At 71.2% G+C, this 16,334-nt stretch carries 18 protein-coding genes and 1 rRNA gene; 16 read left to right on the top strand and 3 right to left on the bottom strand.

All coding sequences use genetic code 11. The annotated features are described in order from the left end of the window. The 12 genes from rrf to EDF28_RS18710 all read left to right on the top strand — a co-directional run. Nucleotides 1–88: ribosomal RNA gene (gene rrf / locus EDF28_RS18760) — 5S ribosomal RNA — on the top strand; the annotation flags it as partial. 393 nt (nucleotides 89–481) lie between these two features. Further along, nucleotides 482–1,579 carry a hypothetical protein gene (locus EDF28_RS18755; RefSeq protein WP_123939398.1) on the top strand — a complete coding sequence of 366 codons (1,098 nt, stop codon included), beginning with the start codon at nucleotides 482–484 and terminating at the stop codon, nucleotides 1,577–1,579. Next, on the top strand, nucleotides 1,570–2,379 hold the full coding sequence (locus tag EDF28_RS18750; RefSeq protein WP_123939397.1) for a hypothetical protein: 810 nt from the start codon (nucleotides 1,570–1,572) through the stop codon (nucleotides 2,377–2,379). The genes EDF28_RS18755 and EDF28_RS18750 overlap by 10 nt, the downstream gene beginning before the upstream one ends. Before the next feature lie 31 nt (nucleotides 2,380–2,410). Continuing rightward, nucleotides 2,411–3,382: an HAD-IIA family hydrolase gene (locus EDF28_RS18745; protein WP_123294974.1), complete on the top strand. Its 972-nt coding sequence runs from the start codon at nucleotides 2,411–2,413 to the stop codon at nucleotides 3,380–3,382. A gap of 10 nt (nucleotides 3,383–3,392) precedes the next feature. Then, entirely contained in the window at nucleotides 3,393–3,560 is a 168-nt protein-coding gene (locus EDF28_RS19370) for a hypothetical protein (RefSeq protein WP_159572718.1), read from the top strand. 13 nt (nucleotides 3,561–3,573) lie between these two features. Then, complete coding sequence (locus EDF28_RS18740) at nucleotides 3,574–4,386, top strand: TlyA family RNA methyltransferase (RefSeq protein ID WP_243650133.1); 813 nt, start codon at nucleotides 3,574–3,576, stop codon at nucleotides 4,384–4,386. Then, nucleotides 4,383–5,312, top strand: coding sequence for an NAD kinase (locus EDF28_RS18735; protein ID WP_111086586.1), 930 nt, complete (start codon nucleotides 4,383–4,385; stop codon nucleotides 5,310–5,312). The genes EDF28_RS18740 and EDF28_RS18735 overlap by 4 nt, the downstream gene beginning before the upstream one ends. A gap of 25 nt (nucleotides 5,313–5,337) precedes the next feature. Beyond that, nucleotides 5,338–7,032, top strand: coding sequence for a DNA repair protein RecN (gene recN / locus EDF28_RS18730; RefSeq protein WP_123939395.1), 1,695 nt, complete (start codon nucleotides 5,338–5,340; stop codon nucleotides 7,030–7,032). A gap of 218 nt (nucleotides 7,033–7,250) precedes the next feature. Further along, nucleotides 7,251–8,966 carry a CTP synthase gene (locus tag EDF28_RS18725; RefSeq protein WP_185094304.1) on the top strand — a complete coding sequence of 572 codons (1,716 nt, stop codon included), beginning with the start codon at nucleotides 7,251–7,253 and terminating at the stop codon, nucleotides 8,964–8,966. Nucleotides 8,967–9,080: 114 nt separating this feature from the next. Continuing rightward, entirely contained in the window at nucleotides 9,081–9,656 is a 576-nt protein-coding gene (locus EDF28_RS18720; RefSeq protein ID WP_260155092.1) for an NUDIX domain-containing protein, read from the top strand. Further along, complete coding sequence (locus EDF28_RS18715) at nucleotides 9,653–10,234, top strand: DUF1349 domain-containing protein (RefSeq protein ID WP_123939393.1); 582 nt, start codon at nucleotides 9,653–9,655, stop codon at nucleotides 10,232–10,234. Before EDF28_RS18720 ends, EDF28_RS18715 begins: the two co-directional genes overlap by 4 nt. Before the next feature lie 19 nt (nucleotides 10,235–10,253). Next, the gene (locus EDF28_RS18710; RefSeq protein ID WP_123939411.1) at nucleotides 10,254–11,270 is read left to right on the top strand and encodes a site-specific tyrosine recombinase XerD; all 1,017 of its coding nucleotides are present in this window, start codon (nucleotides 10,254–10,256) and stop codon (nucleotides 11,268–11,270) included. A 112-nt stretch (nucleotides 11,271–11,382) separates the two neighbouring features. Here EDF28_RS18710 and EDF28_RS18705 read toward each other — a convergent pair whose 3' ends face one another. Beyond that, nucleotides 11,383–11,829 (bottom strand): DUF2510 domain-containing protein, encoded by a 447-nt coding sequence (locus EDF28_RS18705; protein ID WP_185094303.1) that lies wholly within the window; start codon nucleotides 11,827–11,829, stop codon nucleotides 11,383–11,385. Nucleotides 11,830–11,952: 123 nt separating this feature from the next. On the opposite strand from EDF28_RS18705, the gene EDF28_RS18700 reads away from it, so the two are divergent. Continuing rightward, nucleotides 11,953–12,465: an ASCH domain-containing protein gene (locus EDF28_RS18700; protein WP_260155091.1), complete on the top strand. Its 513-nt coding sequence runs from the start codon at nucleotides 11,953–11,955 to the stop codon at nucleotides 12,463–12,465. 9 nt (nucleotides 12,466–12,474) lie between these two features. Here EDF28_RS18700 and EDF28_RS18695 read toward each other — a convergent pair whose 3' ends face one another. Continuing rightward, on the bottom strand, nucleotides 12,475–13,506 hold the full coding sequence (locus EDF28_RS18695; protein WP_395875480.1) for an LLM class flavin-dependent oxidoreductase: 1,032 nt from the start codon (nucleotides 13,504–13,506) through the stop codon (nucleotides 12,475–12,477). Nucleotides 13,507–13,562: 56 nt separating this feature from the next. On the opposite strand from EDF28_RS18695, the gene EDF28_RS18690 reads away from it, so the two are divergent. Both EDF28_RS18690 and EDF28_RS18685 read left to right on the top strand, forming a co-directional pair. Then, nucleotides 13,563–13,895, top strand: a complete 333-nt coding sequence (locus tag EDF28_RS18690; protein WP_123939389.1) for a TraR/DksA C4-type zinc finger protein — start codon at nucleotides 13,563–13,565, stop codon at nucleotides 13,893–13,895. Between the two features lie 131 nt (nucleotides 13,896–14,026). After that, nucleotides 14,027–14,482: a TIGR02611 family protein gene (locus EDF28_RS18685; protein ID WP_260155090.1), complete on the top strand. Its 456-nt coding sequence runs from the start codon at nucleotides 14,027–14,029 to the stop codon at nucleotides 14,480–14,482. A 94-nt stretch (nucleotides 14,483–14,576) separates the two neighbouring features. Here EDF28_RS18685 and EDF28_RS18680 read toward each other — a convergent pair whose 3' ends face one another. Continuing rightward, complete coding sequence (locus EDF28_RS18680; RefSeq protein ID WP_123939388.1) at nucleotides 14,577–15,830, bottom strand: MFS transporter; 1,254 nt, start codon at nucleotides 15,828–15,830, stop codon at nucleotides 14,577–14,579. A gap of 100 nt (nucleotides 15,831–15,930) precedes the next feature. Between EDF28_RS18680 and EDF28_RS18675 the strand changes: the two genes are divergently transcribed. Then, the gene (locus tag EDF28_RS18675) at nucleotides 15,931–16,296 is read left to right on the top strand and encodes a helix-turn-helix transcriptional regulator (RefSeq protein WP_123314349.1); all 366 of its coding nucleotides are present in this window, start codon (nucleotides 15,931–15,933) and stop codon (nucleotides 16,294–16,296) included. Nucleotides 16,297–16,334: the final 38 nt, after the last annotated feature.

Here is a 16,334-nt window from a genome sequence, read left to right as displayed (position 1 = left end):
CGGTCACATTCCGAACCCGGAAGCTAAGCCTCTCAGCGCCGATGGTACTGCAAGGGGGACCTTGTGGGAGAGTAGGACGCCGCCGGACTTAACGTAAGAAGATGTGGCCATCGGCCCTCCATCGTGAATTCGCAGGGGAGACCCTCGTTCACGGTGGTGGCCGGTGGCCATTTCTGTTTTGCCGCTCGTCGCTCGACGTCGGCTCCGGTTCGTGATGGACTGGAGCTCGAACGTCGGTCCGACCGACGCGGCACCCAACACAACGACACAGCGGACGAACGCCCGGCCTTCGGCTCGGGCACGCGATGAGGAGCAACGGTGGCGAACGACGACGAGCGGCGGAACGACGGCGACCGGGGAGACCGACCCCGACGGGACGACCGAGCCCCTCGACGCGACGGAGGTCCGCGCGGAGACGCTGCGAGCGGAGGCCGTTGGTCGTCCGGTCCGCGTGACTTCGAACGCCGTGAGGATGACCGTCGTGACCGTCCTGAGCGCTCCGACCGTCCGTTCCGCGACGGCGCTGCACGTCGCGACAGTGCGCCGCGGAGCGGTGGCGACCGTCCGTTCCGCTCCGGAGACCGTGATGATCGTCCGTCGTGGCGGAGCGATCGCGGCGACTCCGGCCGTCCGCCGCGCGGCGACGGCCCCCGCGGTGCTGAGCGTCCGCGCCGCGACGGGGACCGTCCGTTCCGGTCGGACCGCCCCGCGCGTGATGGTGACCGTCCCGCCTACCGTGATGGTTCGGATCGCCCCGCGCGTGATGGTGACCGTCCCGCCTACCGTGGTGGTTCGGATCGTCCGCGTCGTGATGGTGACCGTCCCGCGTTCCGCGGTGGGTCGGACCGTCCCGACCGTCCCGCCCGCGGTGGCGACCGGCCGGCCTACCGCGGTGGCTCGGACCGTCCCGCCCACGACGGCGATCGTCCTGCTTACCGTGGTGGTTCGGATCGTCCGCGTCGTGATGGTGACCGCCCGTACCAGGGTGGTTCGGATCGTCCGCGTCGTGATGGTGACCGCCCGTACCAGGGCGGCTCGGATCGCCCGCGTCGTGATGGCGACCGTCCCGCGTACCGCGGTGGTTCCGACCGTCCTGCTCGCGATGGAGACCGCCCGTACCGCGGCGGCTCTGACCGCCCGGCTCGTGATGGCGACCGTCCGTCGTACCGTGGCGGTTCATCGGACCGTCCGCGTCGTGACGGCGACCGTCCCGCGTACCGCGGTGGTTCCGACCGTCCCGCGTACCGCGGTGGTTCCGACCGTCCGGCCCGCGACGGCGAGCGTCCGGCCCGCGACGCCGACCGTCCGCGTCGTGACGGCGACCGTCCGTCCTTCCGGGGTGCTTCGGACCGTCCGGCCCGCGGTGGCGACCGCCCGCGTCAGGACGGTGGCGACGACCGACGCCGCTTCGGCGACGGGACGCGTCACGCCGGCGCACGGTTCGGCGAGGCAGCCCGCGACGACTGGGAAGACCGCGACCCGTACGGCACGAAGTCGATCCGTCCGCGCCACGACGACCCGGACATCCCCGACGAGATCGATGCGCGCGACCTCGACCCCGCAGCGCGCATGGAGCTGAAGACGCTCAGCAAGGACAACGCCGACTGGGTCGCCCGGCACCTCGTGGCCGCGGCGCTGTTCGTCGACGAGGACCCCGCTCTGGCGAACGAGCACGCCCTGAGCGCCGCCCGCCGTGCCGGACGCGTCGGTGTCGTCCGCGAGACCGCTGCGATCACGGCGTACCGCCTGGGGGACTTCGCGACCGCGCTGCGCGAGCTCCGCACCTACCGGCGCATCTCCGGCCGCAACGACCAGCTCCCGATGATGGTGGACTGCGAACGAGGCCTCGGCCGCCCCGAGCGTGCGCTCGAACTCGGCCGTTCGGTGGAGCGTGCCGCGCTCGACACCGCGGTGCAGGTCGAACTCGCGATCGCGATGTCCGGCGCACGCATCGACCTCGGGAACCCCACAGCTGCCCTGGGCGAGCTGGAGATTCCACAGCTGGACCCGTCCACGGCCTACACGTGGTCACCGGCGCTCTACAGTGCTTACGCGGCCACGCTCGAAGAGCTCGGCCGCCAGGACGAGGCCGACGAGTGGTGGGCCCGTGTCGACCGTGCGGCAGCGGCTCTCGCCGAAGCCGCCGACGAGAACGCTTGGGAGACAGTTGATGTGGTCGAGGAAACGCTCGAAGTCGAAGAACACGGAGACGCCGGCGAGCTCGACGACACCGACCAGCTCGACGACGACGCCGACCTCGACGACGACGAGCCAGCCCTCGCCGAGCCCGACGTCGTCGGCGAACCCGGCGACGCCGACGAGCCCGGCGAACTCGACGACGACAACCCCCGCGACGTCGACGGCTCCGCAGCCGACTGACGTCCCGACCGCGCCGACGGACGGCGTCGACGTGGTGCTCACGGACCTCGACGGCGTCGTCTACCGGGGGCGCAACGCCATCCCGCACGCGGTCGAGGCGCTCACACGGGCCTCGCTGACCGCACGGGTCGGGTACATCACCAACAACGCGTCCCGACGACCGATCGACGTCGCAGAGCACCTCGAGCGCTACGGGCTCGAGGTGTCCGAGGACGACGTCGTCACGTCGTCGCAGGCGGGCGTGCAGCTCCTGTCGACGCTGGTGCCCGCCGGCGCGACGGTGCTCGTCACCGGTGGGCTGGGACTGTCGAGCATCGTCGAGGCCGCCGGCTTCACGGTGACGACCAGTGCCGAGGACTCCCCGGCCGCGGTCATCCAGGGCTTCTCCCCGGACCTCGGGTGGAAGGAACTGGCCGAGGCGTCGTTCGCGTTGGCCGACCCGGCGATCCCGTGGGTCGCCACGAACATGGACTGGTCGATCCCGGTCGAACGCGGCATCGCCCCCGGCAACGGCACGCTCGTGTCCGCGGTCCACCAGGCCGTGGGGCGGATGCCCGTGGTCGCCGGCAAGCCGGAGCGCCCGATCTTCGACGCCGCGGTCGAGCGGTTCGGCGGTGGGAAGACACTGTTCATCGGCGACCGTCTCGACACCGACATCAAGGGGGCGAACGACGTCGGGATCCCGAGCGTCCTCGTGCTCACCGGCATCGACCAGGCGAAGCAGGTGCTCGCGGCCGATCAGCGCTCGCGTCCACTGTTCGTGCTCGAGGACCTCCGTGGTCTGTCCGAGCCCTACCCGGTGACCGTCCGGCGGCAGGACGACGACGGCACGCGGTACGTCACCGTCGGCAGCGCCACCGTGGCGATGCGGGGGCACGTGGTGCGGGTGCTCGACGCCGGCAGCGACATCGATCGGCTCCGTGCCGGCGCAGCGCTGATCTGGGAGTCCGGTCTGGCCATCTACGGCCTCGACGTGGACCCGCAGCTGTACGGCGGCGAGTAGCGTGTCGGACGTGCCGAACCCCGAGCAGCCGTCCGCCGACCTGGAACCGCAGGACGAGTTCGCCGCGCGCACCTCGGCGGCCGAGACCCTGCCGCTCGTCGAACGTGCAGACGCGTTCTCGGCACTCCACGACGAGCTGCGCACGCGGCTCGAGAGCGGCGGCACCGCGAGTGCCTGAACCGGACGGAGCCGTGCCCGACGCGACCCCGGTCCGCCTCGACGCCCTGCTCGCGACACGTGGCCTCGCGCGTTCGCGCACCGCTGCCACCAAGCTCATCCAGGACGGCAGGGTGACGGTCGACGGTCGTCCTGTCGTGAAGCCCTCCACCCCGACCTCGCCGGCTGCCGACATCGTGGTCGACGCGGCCGACGAGTGGGTCTCCCGCGCTGCCCAGAAGCTGGTCGGGGCGCTCGATGCGTTCGGCGTCGACCCGTCCGGCCGTGTGGTGCTCGACGTCGGTGCGAGCACGGGTGGCTTCACGCAGGTGCTCCTGGCCCGAGGTGCTCGCCGGGTCATCGCGCTCGACGTCGGGCACGGGCAACTGCACCCCACGATCGCCGTCGACGAGCGTGTCGCAGTGGTCGAGGGCACCAACGCCCGCAGCCTGACCCGGTCGGACTATCTCGCGCTCGACGGCGCTGCAGCCGAGACGACCCTGGTGGTCGGCGACCTGTCCTTCATCTCGCTCCGGCTCGTGCTGCCCGCCCTGGCCGAGGCCGTCCCCGCCGACGACTTCGTCCTGTTGGTGAAGCCGCAGTTCGAGGTCGGTCGCGGCGGGGTGCGCGAGGGCATCGTGCACGATCCGGCGCTCCGAGACGACGCCCTGATGAACGTCCTGTGGGCCGCATGGGACCTGGGCTTCGGGACCACAGGGCTCGCGGCGTCGCCGATCATCGGGACGCACGGGAACCACGAGTACCTCGCGCGCTTCCAGCGTGGTGTCGGTGGCAATCCGACAGAATGGAGAGTCCGGGCAACCGAACTCACAGAGGGGACCGCATGAGCGACGACCGGCACATCCTGCTCGTCTCCCACACGGGTCGCCGTGACTCGATCGACGCTGCGGTCGAGGTCTGCGACCTCCTGCACGCCGCCGGTCTGATCCCGGTGATGCCGTTCGACGAGTACGCCGACATCCGGCGGGCCGAAGCCTCGGTGGGGCAGGTCGACATCCTGGGCGTCGACGTCCAGGCGGACCAGCTCGAGATCGTCATCGTGCTCGGCGGCGACGGCACGATCCTGCGTGCGGCAGAACTCGTGCGCGAGACGCGGGCGCCGATCGTCGGCGTGAACCTCGGGCACGTGGGCTTCCTGGCGGAGAGCGAGCGGGACGCCCTCGCCGAGACCGTCGAGCGCGCCCTGTCGGGTGAGTACCACGTCGAGGAGCGCGTCACCCTGCAGGTCGACGTGGTCGTCGGCAACCAGATCGTCTACTCGAGTTGGGCGCTCAACGAGGCCACCATCGAGAAGGCCTCGCGCGAGCGCATGCTCGAAGTGGTGACCGAGGTCGACGGTCGCCCGCTGTCCTCGTTCGGGTGCGACGGCGTCGTCGTGTCGACCCCCACCGGGTCTACGGCGTACTCGTTCTCCGGCGGCGGTCCCATCGTCTGGCCCGACGTCGACGCCCTGCTGATGGTGCCGCTCAGCGCGCACGCCCTGTTCGCCCGCCCGATCGTGGTGGGCCCGGACTGCACGCTCGCGATCGAGGTCCTGCGGCGCACGAGCGGTGTCGGGGTGCTGTGGTGCGACGGCCGCCGGACGCACGACCTGCCGCCGGGCGCTCGCGTCGAGGTCCGACGGTCGCCGGACCCCGTGCGGGTCGCGCGCCTCAAGGACGCTCCCTTCACCGACCGGTTGGTCGCGAAGTTCCGGCTCCCGGTCACCGGGTGGCGCGGGCCGCAGACCGACGAGGACGAGGACCACCTGTGACCGGCCGAGGCGAGGAGCACCACCGATGATCGAGGAGATCGCGATCCGTGACCTCGGGGTCATCGGCGAGACCACGCTCGAACTCGGTCCGGGGTTCACCGTCGTCACGGGCGAGACCGGTGCCGGCAAGACCATGATCGTCACGGCCCTCGGGCTGTTGCTCGGTGCTCGGGCGGACGCCGGTTCGGTCCGCCGTGGTGCCTCGAGCGCCGTGGTCGAGGGCCGGTGGAACGTCCCCGAGCACGCTGCCGTCGCCGAACGCGTCGAGGACGCCGGCGGCACGGTGGAGGACGGCGAACTGATCCTCACGCGCACGGTCTCGGCCGAGGGGCGCAGCCGTGCGACCGTCGGGGGCCGCAGCGCTCCCGTCGCCGTGCTCGGTGAACTCGCGGACCAGCTCGTGACGGTGCACGGCCAGTCCGACCAGATCCGACTGACCTCGTCGACCGCGCAGCGTGCGGCGCTCGACGGCTTCGGCGGGGCGGCCCTCGAGAAGGCCCTGAACCGGTACGTCGCCGCGTACGACGCGTGGCAGCAGCACACGGGCGAACTCGAGACACTGACGCGCGACCGCGACGAGCGGGTGGCCGAAGCCGACCGGATCCGCGCTGCCTCGGACGAGATCGAAGCGGCCGACCCGCAGCCCGGCGAGGACGTCGAGCTCGCCGAGCGCGCCGACCGGCTCGGCAACCTCGAGGAACTCCGGCTGTCCGCGGCCCTGGCGCACGAGGCCCTGTCCAGCGAGTCCCTCGACGGCGTCTCCGACGTCGTCGGCCTGGTCGAGTCCGCCCGACGCGCCGTCGAGCGGGTCGCCGACTCCGACGCCGCCCTGCAGCCCGTGCTCGAACAGCTCACGGAGCTCGGCATCCAGGCGGCCGAGGCCTCGGCGAGCATCTCCAGCTACCTCGGCTCGCTCGAGCCCGAGGCCGGTCACGACCTCGAGCTCATCAACGAACGGCGCGCCCTGCTCGCCGGCCTCACCCGCAAGTACGGCGAGACCGTCGACGACGTCATCGACTACGGGCAGCGGGCGAGCGACCGCCTGCTCGAGCTGGACGGCGACGACGACCGCATCGCCGCCCTCCAGCAGTCCGTCGAGCAGGACGAACAGGCACTCGGGGTGGCCGCGGCCGCGTTGACCGCTGCCCGCACGAAGGCGGCAGCGGACCTCGCGAAGCGCGTCACGACCGAGCTGAAGACGCTCGCGATGGCCGGCGCCACCCTGGTGGTCGAGGTCACCGACGCGGGGGAGTACCGCCGACACGGACGCGACCAGGTGTCGATCCTGCTGCAGCCGCACTCCGGCACCGACCCCCGACCGATCGGCAAGGGGGCATCGGGCGGCGAGCTGTCGCGCGTGATGCTCGCGATCGAGGTCGTGATGGCCGGCAGCACGACCGTGCCGACGTTCGTCTTCGACGAGGTCGACGCGGGCGTGGGCGGTGCCGCGGCGATCGAGATCGGCCGTCGGCTGGCGAAGCTCGCCGAGCGCACGCAGGTCATCGTCGTCACCCACCTGGCGCAGGTCGCGGCCTTCGCGAACAACCACCTCAACGTGGTGAAGGACGCGAGTGGCGCCGTGACCTCGTCGAGCGTGCGACGGCTCGAGGGCGAGGACCGCCTGCAGGAGATGGCGCGGTTGCTCTCGGGGCTCGGCGACAGCGCGAGCGGCGTGGAGCACGCCCGCGAACTGCTCGACGTGGCCGGCCAGACGGCCTGACCTGCCACGCGGCCGCAAGCAAGCACGCAAGCAAGCACGGCAAGCACGCAGTCAAGCACGCAGGCAAGCACGCAGGCAAGCACGCAGGGACGCAGGCAAGCACGCGCGCCCACGCGCCCACGCGCGCACGGCCCGAACACCCGGCCACCCACCCCGCGCAACGCCCACGGCGAACCGAGGTCGCGCCTCCCGGCAGTTCTGACGTACGATGGAATCCCGTGGCGGACACTCTCAGCAGCGGTACCCAGGCAAACACCCCGACCCCGAAGGTGACGAAGCAGATCTTCGTGACCGGCGGGGTCGTCTCGTCTCTCGGCAAGGGCCTGACGGCAGCCAGCCTCGGCAATCTCCTGACGGCTCGCGGCCTCAAGGTCGTCATGCAGAAGCTCGACCCGTACCTCAACGTGGACCCGGGCACCATGAACCCGTTCCAGCACGGCGAGGTCTTCGTGACCGACGACGGTGCGGAGACGGACCTCGACATCGGGCACTACGAGCGTTTCCTCGACATCAACCTGGCGCAGTCGGCGAACGTCACGACCGGCCAGGTGTACTCGACGGTGATCGCCAAGGAGCGTCGCGGCGAGTACCTCGGTGACACCGTGCAGGTCATCCCGCACATCACCGACGAGATCAAGCGTCGGATGCGCGAGCAGGCGGAGAACGACCCGCAGCCCGACGTCATCATCACCGAGGTCGGCGGCACCGTCGGCGACATCGAGTCGCAGCCGTTCATCGAGTCGGCGCGCCAGGTGCGCCACGAGCTCGGCCGCAACAACGTGTTCTTCGTGCACGTTTCGCTCGTGCCGTTCATGAACGCCTCGGGTGAGCAGAAGACGAAGCCGACGCAGCACTCGGTCGCCGCGCTCCGCTCGATCGGCATCCAGCCCGACGCCCTCGTGCTGCGGTCGGACCGCCCGGTGTCGGACTCGAACAAGAAGAAGATCGCCCTGATGTGCGACGTCGACGAGGACGCCGTGGTGAACGCCGTGGACGTCCCGTCGATCTACGACCTGCCGACGCTGCTGAACAACCAGGGCCTCGACCAGGTCATCGTCGACGCGCTCAAGCTCGAGGCCGGCCCGGTCGACTGGACCGCGTGGACCCCGGTGCTCCGTGCCGTGCACGAGCCGAAGAAGGACGTCACGATCGCCCTCGTCGGCAAGTACATCGACCTGCCGGACGCCTACCTGTCGGTCACCGAGGCGCTCCGTGCCGGCGGCTTCGCGCACGACGCGAAGGTGACGCTGAAGTGGGTCGTCTCCGACGACTGCACCACGCCCGAGGGCGCTGCGAAGCAGCTCGGCGACGTCGACGGCATCTGCATCCCCGGCGGGTTCGGCGTGCGCGGCATCGAGGGCAAGCTCGGCGCGCTGCGCTTCGCCCGTGAGCAGGGCATCCCGACGCTCGGCCTGTGCCTCGGCCTGCAGTGCATGGTCATCGAGTACGCCCGCCACGAGGCCGGCCTGACCGACGCGTCGAGCACCGAGTTCGACCCGGAGACCTCGACGCCGGTCATCGCGACCATGGCGGAGCAGGTGGACATCATCGCCGGTGGCGACCTGGGCGGCACCATGCGCCTCGGCCTGTACCCGGCGACGTTCAGCTCCGGGTCGTTGGCCGAGTCGCTCTACGGTGCGCCCGAGGCGTCCGAGCGCCACCGTCACCGCTACGAGGTCAACAACACGTACCGGCAGCAGATCGCGGACGCCGGCCTGGTGTTCTCGGGCACGTCGCCCGACGGAACCCTGGTCGAGTACGTCGAGCTGCCGCGTGACGTGCACCCGTTCTACATCGCGACGCAGGCGCACCCGGAGCTGCGCTCGCGTCCGACGAACGCGCACCCGCTGTTCGCGGGGCTCGTCGCGGCCGCGATCGAGCGCCACGAGGCGTCCAGCCTGTTCGACCCGCAGAACGAGGAGCAGGTCGCGTAACGCGCGTTGTCGATGACGGGAGGCGCGGTGCCAGCTGGCACCGCGCCTCCCGTCCGTCGTCTGGTCGCGCCCACGGAACCTGGTTCCGCGAGGGGCGCGTGCTTGGATGGTTCCGTGACTGACGCACCCATCGCTGACGAACCCGCCTCGTTCGAGGTCACCGAGTCCACCGTCGTGTACGAGGGCGCCGTCTGGGACGTGCGCCGCGACGCGATCGCGTACCACGACGAGACGATGGTGCGGGAGTACATCGACCACACCGGTGCCGTCGCGGTCTACGCCGAGGACGACGAGGGCCGTGTCCTCGTGATCCAGCAGTACCGACACCCGGTTCGGGTGCGCGACTGGGAGCTGCCGGCCGGGCTGCTGGACGTCGAGGGCGAGGACCTCCAGGTTGCTGCCGCCCGAGAGCTGGCAGAAGAGGCCGACCTCGAAGCGGACACGTGGGAGCCGCTGGTCCGGTACAACACGTCGTCGGGCGGGAGCAACGAGTTCCTGCAGGTCTACCGCGCCCGGGGCGTGCGGCCCACGACGACGGCGTTCGAGCGCGAGGCCGAGGAAGCCGACATCGTGAAGCGGTGGGTGCCGCGAGCCGAGCTGGTGGAGGCGATCCTCGATGGTCGGCTGCACAACTCCGGGCTGGTCGTGGCCGTGCTCGCGGTGGATGCGCTCGAGCGAGGCCGCGCATGAGCCTGCGAGAACTGGTCGACGCGGCGACGTGGACGCACGAGCCCGAGGCCGTGGAGTTCGACGGCGACGTGCTGCGCGTGACCGCGGTCGAGGGCAGCGACGCCTGGCGGACCACCTCGTACGGGTTCGTCCACGACTCCGAGCACGCGCTGGTGCAGCCCCTCGATGGGTCGTTCTCGGTCGAGGCATCGTTCGTCCTCGACTACACGGAGCAGTTCGACCAGGCCGGTGTCTTCCTGCGCGTCGACGAGCGGAACTGGATCAAGGCCGGTGTCGAGTTCTCCGACGGGACGCCGCAGCTCGGCGCCGTGGTGACCCGTGACTTCTCGGACTGGTCGGTGGCGCCCGTGCCGGAGTGGGTGGGACGTGTGGTGACCGTCCGGGCCAGCCGCGACGGTGATGCCGTGACCATCCGGGCGTGGGCCGACGACGAGGAACCCCGGCTGGTGCGGGTTGCGTACCTCGATCCCGATGCTGCCGTGTCGGCCGGACTGTTGTGTGCAGCTCCGACGCGAGCCGGCCTGACCGTGACGTTCACCGGGTACCGGGTCGGGGCCCCCGACGAGGCACTGCACTGACCGTGCGCCTGCTGTCGTGATTCCCCTGGACCGTGCCACGGAGACGTACCTGCGGCACGTCGCGATCGAGCGCGGGCTGTCGCAGCACACGCTGTCGGCGTACCGGCGTGACCTCGCGGTGTTCACGTCGTGGTTGGCGACCGCTCCGGTGGTGCACTCCGACGGAGCCGACCGGGCCGGCGGGGCATCTGCGATCGACGACGTCGGGCGGCTCGCTCGGGCAGACGTCTCGGAGTTCGTGACCTACCTGGCGACGAAGCCGGACGGTCCGCTGGCACCGAGGTCGATCGCCCGGATGCTCAGCTCGGTGCGGTCGTTCACGGCCTTCGCGGCGGGGGAGGGCTGGCTGCCGCTCGACCCCGGTACCGCCGTCCGGCCGCCGAAGGCCCCGATGCGGCTGCCCAAGGCGATCTCGGTGGAGGACATGGAGCGGCTGCTCGGCGCGGTGTCGACGGACGTCTCCGCAGACGGCGTTTCCGGTGTGGACGACCCCGTGCGGCTGCGGGACAAGGCGTTGCTCGAACTGCTCTACGCCACCGGCGCGCGGATCTCCGAGGCGGTGGGGTTGTCGGTGGACGACGTGACCACGCTGTCCGACGACTCGGCTCCGGACGCCGACGGTCTCGCCGTCGTGAAGGTCACCGGCAAGGGGAACAAGCAGCGGGTCGTGCCCCTCGGCAGTTTCGCGCGGGCGGCGATCGACGCCTACCTGGTGCGGGCCCGTCCGGTGTTCGCAGCGCGAGGAGCCTCGACTCCGGCGCTGTTCCTCGGTGCCCGGGGCGCTCGGCTCTCACGACAGAGCGCGTGGCTCGTGATCCAATCCGCAGCCGGGGCAGCGGGCCTCGAGGCGCACGTGTCGCCGCACACGTTCCGGCACTCGTTCGCGACGCACCTGCTCGAGGGCGGTGCCGATGTGCGCGTGGTGCAGGAGCTGCTCGGGCACGCGAGCGTCGCGACGACCCAGATCTACACGATGGTCACGGCGGACATGCTGCGGGACGTCTACCAGACGGCGCATCCGCGGGCGCGGCGGTAGGGCTCGTCGCGGCGGGCCCGGGCGTGCACTTCGTGAGCAGAAATGGTCGGGTCGCTAGTCGGCACCCGACCATTTCTGCTCACGAAGTCGGACGGTGACGGCCCGGGACGCGTCAGAAGAGGTGGAACTGCGTCGACGCCGCCACCGCGCCCGTCGCGACCGCGACCACCAAGGCGCTCGAGGACGCGCTCCTCGCCGCGACCGCCCACCCGCCGGTCGCACCGGGGCGAACGACACCGACGAGCCCGCACACGAGGGCGAACGCGCTGCAGACACCCAGTGGGTTGATGAGGATCGACGTCAGAGACAGCAGCACCGCGAGCACCGTGAACACGCACAGCCGGCGGTCGCGACCGCCGCCGGACGCCCACGCGTGGGTCCGGATCGATGCCGTGTGCACGGAGAACGAGGGACCGACAGGTGCGACGACGATCGGCAGGACCGGTTCCGGAGCACTCGGCAGGACACGGGTCGCGGCACCCCAGGCGTGACCGTCCCACCAGCGGAGACGACTGGCGTCCTGCGGGTCCGGGAACCAGCCTGCGGCCGGCAGTGTCACGGGGACTCCTCGAGGTGCGGCGGATGGTGCTCCTCGACGGTAGGGGACGCCGCCCCGCCGCCACAGTCCCAAGGCGGGTGTCGGCACAAGTGCGGACACCCGGCGGTGCGCTACGGTCGGCTGGTGACCGCGAGCCTGGACGACTTCTGGAACGAGCGGCGCGACGAGGCCTCGGAACTGCCGGCCGAGGTGCCGGAGGCGTGGTCGTTCGGTGCCACTCCGGAGCAGGCAGACGAGCTGCTCGGCCTGGTGCTCCGCGGGGTCAAGGACGGCACAGCGTCATCGCTCTGGGACTACGAGGCGACGGGTGACCCGCTCCCGGCGACCGGTGAGTGCAGCATCGTGACCGACGGCGCCGGTGTTCCCCGGGCCGTCATCGAGACGACGGACGTCCGGATCGTCCCGTTCGACGCGGTCGGGGCCGAGCACGCGCGCGCCGAAGGCGAAGGAGACCGGACTCTCGAGCACTGGCGCACGGTGCACGAGGCGTACTGGCGCGCGCACTCCGAGAACCCGCGCGGCTTCGAACCGGACATGCCGGTGGTCTGCGAGCGCTTCCGGCTGATCTGGCCGACGCCTGCGCCGACCCAGACGCCGACGCCGGCGCAGACGCAGCCGCCGACCGTCAGCGCCTGACCGAGCAGATCAGGCCGGGACGGGTGCCGCGTCGACCTCGGTGAACACGTCCTTGACGGCGGCGAGCAGTCTCGCGTTGAAGTCGACGCCGAGCTGGTTCGGCACGGTGACGAGCACGGTGTCGGCAGCGCGGACGGCCTGGTCGGCCGCGAGCTCCGCGACGAGGTCCTCGGGTGAGCCGATGTACGAGCGGCCGAAGCGGGCGAGCCCGCCGTCGAGGTGCCCGACCTGGTCCTGCCCCTCGACCTGGGCGCGGACGCCGAAGTAGTGCCGCGACTCGTCGTCGATGATCGGGATGATGCTGCGCGAGACCGACACCCGAGGGGTCCGCTCCCAGCCCGACTCCGCCCAGACGCGGCGGAAGCGTTCGATCTGTTCGGCCTGCAGTTCGTCGAACGGCACGCCGGTGTCCTCGGTGAGCAGGGTCGACGACATCAGGTTCATGCCCTGCTCGGCGGTCCACTCGGCGGTGGCTCGTGTGCCGGCGCCCCACCAGATGCGGTCGCCGAGCGAGTCGGAGAGCGGGGAGATGGGCAGCGATCCGGCCGAGCCGGTCATCTGCGGGTTGGCGTTCGCCATCGGTTCGCCGGCGACGGCGCGACGGAACACGCTGGTGTGCGCGCGGGCCATGTCGCCACCGTTCTCGTCGGACGCGTCCGGCACGTAGCCGAACTGCTGGTAACCGGCGAGGGCGGTCTCGGGTGAGCCACGGGAGACGCCGAGCTGCAGTCGTCCGCCGGAGATCAGGTCGGTCGCCGCGGCCTCCTCGGCCATGTAGAGCGGGTTCTCGTAGCGCATGTCGATCACGCCGGTCCCGATCTCGATGCGGCTGGTCTTCGCGGCGATCGCGGACAGCAGGGGGAACGGTGCCGCCTGCTGCGGTGCGAAGTGGTGCACGCGGAAGTAGGCGCCGTCGACGCCGGCCTCTTCAGCAGCGACCGCGAGGTCGATCGCCTGCACCAGGGACTCACGCCCGCTGCGCACCTTCGACCCCGGCACGTCGCGCCAGTGTCCGAACGACAGGAACCCGATCTTCGTCATGTCGATGCAAACGCATTCGGAGAGTCGGGCATTCCGTCACGACTACGGTGTGCGCCATGGACGACCCCCGCACCGCGCTCGACACGGAACGCGCCCGCAACGAACGGCTGCTCGCCGACGTCGAGCGGAGCATGCGCGACGTCAGTGACGCCCGCCAGGACGCCAACTCCGACGACGAGCACGACCCCGAGGGCGCGACCCTCGCGTGGGAGCGCGGCTCGCTCGGTGCCGTCCGCGACGCGGCCCGGCAGCGGATCGAGCAGGTGGACGCCGCGCTCGCGCGGCTCGACGCCGGCACCTACGGAACCTGCGCGGTCGGCGGAGAACCGATCCCAGCGGCCCGATTGGTCGCCGTGCCGTGGGCCGCGACGTGCGTCGCCCACGCGTGACGGGCCTCCCGGCGGACACCCGCTGACGGGCGGGAGGCACGGCGCATCCCCGCCACACGACCTCCGTCACGCGCACCGCGCGTCCACCGCGTGCGCCGCGGATTCCCAGCCGCACGCCCTACGTTTTCGGCATGGACGGCGACGCGAACGACGGAACCGGCGAGAGCCGGACCGACGGTGCGCCGCGTCAGCGTTTCCAGTGGTTCCACGACATGCGGACCTGGATCCACGCCAGGCCGCACCTGCACCTCTTCTACAAGGTGCTCGTCGGCATCGTCGGCGGGCTGGTCGTCATCATCGGACTCATCCTGGTGCCGCTGCCCGGGCCGGGATGGCTCGTGGTGTTCATCGGACTCACGGTGCTGGCGAGCGAGTTCCACTTCTTCCACAAGATCATCGTGTGGCTCAAGGCGCAGCTGCACCGCTTCTGGGACTGGGCCAAGCGGCACGGACCGAAGCGGCTGCGTGATGCTGCCGACCGGGGCAAGGCCGACGTCGACGCCGCCCACACGGGTGCGGCTCGGACGGTCGGGGTGCGCGCTCGTGGACGGGCGCGCGGCGCCAACTCGGCGCACCCGGGCCACTAGCCGTCAGCTGGTGCGAGGTTGATCACTCCGTGCGGTGCTGTGGCCTCGCACCGTGTGGCCAACCTCGCACCGAGCGGGTGCCGGGCGCCGGCCGCTACTCCGCCGCGACGCGGATCGAGCCGGTGGCGGTGCGCTCGATGACCTCGGCGGCCTGCTCCTCGACGGCGGCCGCGTCCTTCGACGTCAGCTGCAGCACGAGCGCGACGACGGCAGCGAGGACGATGAACCCGCCGTACCCGGCGATGACGGGGACGAGTCCGATCGACGGTTCGAGCAGCCCACCGATGACGGCGGGGACCCCGAACGCCAGGTAGCTGACGACGTAGATCGTCGAGAGCAGTCCGGCGCGGTGGGTCGGTGCCGCGGTCGCGAGCAGCATCCGCAGCGGCGCCTGGAACCCGGCACCGAAGCCGATGCCGGCGATCGCACTGCCGACGACGAGGCCGGGCAGGGAGTGGGCCATCACGAACGCCACGGTCACGATCGGCCCGAGCACCAGGGCGACGAGCCCGACGAGCACGGCGCGACGAGCGTCCATCCGCTGCGTCGCGAGCCCGGTCAGTGCACCGACGCCCGTGACGACGGCGATGAGTGCGCCGGCCGCGAAGTGGTTCGTGATGCCGAACACGGCACCGAGGGCCGAGGGGACGAGTGAGAGGAACATGCCGCCGAGGGCCCAGCTGGCGACGAGGGAACCGACGACCCCGCGGAACAAGCGACGCGAGCTCCGCGGCACGCTGATCGTCGGGCGCAACGAACGGAGTGCTCCGGGGCGCCGTTGGACCTGCTCGGGGACCACGAACAGCGCCAGCACGAGGAGCACGAGCAGTGCGCCGAAGACCAGGTAGACGAGCTGCTCCGGCGCCGGACCCCACTGCACGAGTGCACCGCTCGACATCGCACCGGTGGCGAGTGCGATCGGCGGGATGACACCGTTCAGCACGCCGGCCAGGGTCGGGTGCCGCTCGAGCGAGTTGTCGATGAGGGCCGCCCCGAGCGCACCGATCAGGAGTCCGACGGAGACGCCCTGCACGATGCGGTCGACGATGAGCGCGCCGACGCCGTCCGCGATCGCGAACAGTCCGAGCGACAGGGCGACGCCCAGACCGCCGGCGACGAGCACGGGCTTGCGGCCGACGTGATCGGACAGCCGTCCGGCGATCAGCAGACTCGCGAGCAACCCGGCGACGTAGATGGCGAAGACGCCGGTCAGCATGAGCGGCGCGAGGTGCCACTCGGCGGCGTAGACCGGGTAGATCGGCGAGGGGACCGCGGACGACGCGACCGACACCAGGAGCATCGCCGCGAGGATCCAGAACCCGGCGACCGAGCGAGCTGACTGCTGCATGAGCATCCTTCCGATGGTCCGTTGTACGACTGCATTCGTACCGCAGTCCGCAGTACGACGCAAGTCGTACAGCAAGCCGAACGGTGGTAGCGTCCCGTCCATGCCCGCGCACGTCGATGCCCCCGAGCGGCTGCCCCAGCCGTCCGTGGCCGAGATGGACCTCCCCGTCGTCCTGGACGCCCTGAGCGACCCGATCCGGTTGGCGATCCTGCACCGCTACCTCGTCGACGCCGCCGGTGGTGAACGGAGCTGCGGCTGGGTCGGCATCGACCGACCGAAGTCCACGCTCACCCACCACTTCCGGGTCCTGCGCGAGGCCGGACTGCTCGAACAGCACCTCGAGGGCCTGACCCGCATCAGCCGGGTCCGGATCGAGGACGTGCAGCAGCGGTTCCCGGGGCTGCTCGACCTGGTGCTCGACTGGCAGGTGCCCGCGGCGCTGCTCCGCGACGGGATCGAGTCGTGAGCACGGTACCCGGCGCCGGCGCGGGTGCCGGCGCCGGG

It is taken from the genome of Curtobacterium sp. PhB137, assembly GCF_003814955.1.
In the GTDB taxonomy this organism is placed as follows: Bacteria; Actinomycetota; Actinomycetes; order Actinomycetales; family Microbacteriaceae; genus Curtobacterium.
The sequence above is the reverse complement of the archived record's forward strand: the minus strand, read 5'-3'. Positions and strand labels throughout refer to the sequence as shown.

Coding starts and splice junctions, on each gene's coding strand:
- EDF28_RS18750 (WP_123939397.1), top strand. CDS start 1,570: ATGGAGCTGAAGACGCTCAGCAAGGACAACGCCGACTGGGTCGCCCGG.
- EDF28_RS18735 (WP_111086586.1), top strand. CDS start 4,383: ATGAGCGACGACCGGCACATCCTGCTCGTCTCCCACACGGGTCGCCGT.
- recN (WP_123939395.1), top strand. CDS start 5,338: ATGATCGAGGAGATCGCGATCCGTGACCTCGGGGTCATCGGCGAGACC.
- EDF28_RS18715 (WP_123939393.1), top strand. CDS start 9,653: ATGAGCCTGCGAGAACTGGTCGACGCGGCGACGTGGACGCACGAGCCC.
- EDF28_RS18695 (WP_395875480.1), bottom strand. CDS start 13,506: ATGACGAAGATCGGGTTCCTGTCGTTCGGACACTGGCGCGACGTGCCG.
- EDF28_RS18690 (WP_123939389.1), top strand. CDS start 13,563: ATGGACGACCCCCGCACCGCGCTCGACACGGAACGCGCCCGCAACGAA.
- EDF28_RS18685 (WP_260155090.1), top strand. CDS start 14,027: ATGGACGGCGACGCGAACGACGGAACCGGCGAGAGCCGGACCGACGGT.
- EDF28_RS18680 (WP_123939388.1), bottom strand. CDS start 15,830: ATGCAGCAGTCAGCTCGCTCGGTCGCCGGGTTCTGGATCCTCGCGGCG.
- EDF28_RS18675 (WP_123314349.1), top strand. CDS start 15,931: ATGCCCGCGCACGTCGATGCCCCCGAGCGGCTGCCCCAGCCGTCCGTG.